This window comes from Actinosynnema sp. NPDC059797 (genome assembly GCF_042732085.1).
Classification (GTDB): Bacteria; Actinomycetota; Actinomycetes; order Mycobacteriales; family Pseudonocardiaceae; genus Actinosynnema.
In genome coordinates, this window is record NZ_JBHWIE010000690.1 from 1 (window position 1) to 1,833 (window position 1,833).

2 protein-coding genes are annotated in these 1,833 nt (G+C 76.1%); both read left to right on the top strand.

Annotated elements, in window-relative coordinates:
• Positions 1 to 280: 280 nt before the first annotated feature.
• A complete protein-coding gene (locus tag ACFV4N_RS43330; RefSeq protein ID WP_499678524.1) occupies positions 281 to 838 on the top strand; it encodes a TetR/AcrR family transcriptional regulator in 558 nt (185 codons plus the stop codon).
• Between the two features lie 21 nt (positions 839 to 859).
• On the top strand, positions 860 to 1,708 hold the full coding sequence (locus ACFV4N_RS43335) for an exonuclease domain-containing protein (RefSeq protein WP_499678525.1): 849 nt from the start codon (positions 860 to 862) through the stop codon (positions 1,706 to 1,708).
• Positions 1,709 to 1,833: the final 125 nt, after the last annotated feature.

Below are 1,833 nucleotides of genomic sequence, written 5' to 3' on the forward strand. Positions count from 1 at the left end.
GGCGGAGGCCGCGGTGCCGCCGCCGATCGCGCGAGCCGCCGCCGGACCCGCTTCCCCCTCGGGTCCCCGGCGCCGTCCGGGTTCCCAGCGGACCCGGTGGTGGAGGAGGCGGCCCGCCCCCCTGTGTCGCTTCCGGGCCGCCTCGATGACGAGTCTGCACCCCGGGTCATGCAAACTTTTTGTGCGGTTCTGCAATCCGCTGGTCAGGACGTTGTGGCGGTGGTCGCCGGACGCGCTCCGCGCGGTTTCGGCGTCGCCGCGCGGCACTTACGATCAAGGGATGCCACCCGACGCGGCGCGGCGCAGCGACCGTTCGAGGCGGGCGATCCTCGTGGCCGCCCTGGAGCTGGTCGAGGCGCTCGGCTACCCCCGGCTGACCATTGAAGCAGTCGCGGCGCGGGCCGGGGTGGGCAAGCAGACCATCTACCGCTGGTGGCCGTCGAAGGGGCCGCTGCTGTTCGAGGCGTTCGTGGAGCTGGGGCCGATCGGGCAGTACCCGCCGACCTGCGGCGACCTGGCCGCCGACCTCAGGGGCGAACTGCGGGCGGTGGTGGAGGAGCTGGGCGAGCGGCGGTTCGACCAGGTGTGCCGGGCGCTGCTGCACGAGTCCCGCGACGACCTGCTCGGGCTGCTGCTGACGCCCCGCCGGGTGCGGCTGGAGGAGCGGTTGCGCGCCGCCCAGCGGACGGGCGAGGTGCGGCTGGACGTGGACGTCGCGGTGGCGGCAGACCTGCTGCTCGGCGCCGTGCACCAGCGGTGGCTGCTGCGGACCGCGCCGCTGTCCGAGCGGCACACCGACGCGGTGGTGGACCTGGTGCTCCGGGCGCTGCGCGGCTGACCGGCCCGATAGGGTTCGCCGGTGGTCCAGTACGCCGTGGTCGACGTGGAGACGACGGGGTTCGCCGCGCGCGGGTCCGACCGCGTCGTCGAGGTCGCGGTCGTGCAGCTCGACCGGGACGGCCACGTCACCGGCGAGTGGTGCACCCTCGTCAACCCCGGTCGCGACCTCGGGCCGCAGCACGTGCACCGGATCCGCGCCGCCGACGTGTGGCACGCGCCGCCGTTCGCTGCGGTGGCCGGTGCGCTGGCGGACCGGTTGGCGGACCGGGTGGTCGTCGCGCACAACCTGGCGTTCGACGCGCGCTTCCTCACCGCCGAGCTCCACCGCGCCGGGGTGCCCGCCGAGGTGACCGGCCTGTGCACGATGCGGCTGGCGGACCGGTTCCTGCCGCACCGGGCGGGGCGGTCCCTGGCGGCCTGCTGCGCGGCGGCCGGGGTGGTGCTCGACTCGGCGCACTCCGCGCTGCACGACGCCCGCGCCACCGCCCGGCTGTTCCGCCACTACCTGCGGTCCGGCGAGCTGACCGGCACGCCGTTCCCGCGGCTGGGGCCGGCCGCCGACGTGGTCGAGGTGCGGCGGGGCGCGGCGCTGCTCGCGAGGACGGCGCCGCCGCGGGCCGAGCCGGTCCCGCTGGCGCGCGGTGACGTGGTGGTGTTCACCGGGCAGATGCGCGCGCCGCGCGAGGTGTGGGTGGACCGGGCGTGCGGTGCGGGCCTGGTCAGCCAGGGGTACGTGACCCGGTCGACGCGGGTGCTGGTCGCGGCCGACACGTGCACGCTGTCGAGCAAGGCGCGGCGGGCGCGGGCCTACCGGGTGCCGATCGTGTCGGAGGACGACTTCGCGGGGATGCTGGACCGGCTCGGCTGAGCGGACCCGGCCGGGGCGGGAAAAGGACCGGGCCCCCGGCACCGAAGTGCCGGGGGCCCGATCGCGGGAGGGGGTGCGGGTCAGATCCGCGGGAGCTGGGCGGTCTGCTCCACGCTGTTGAACAG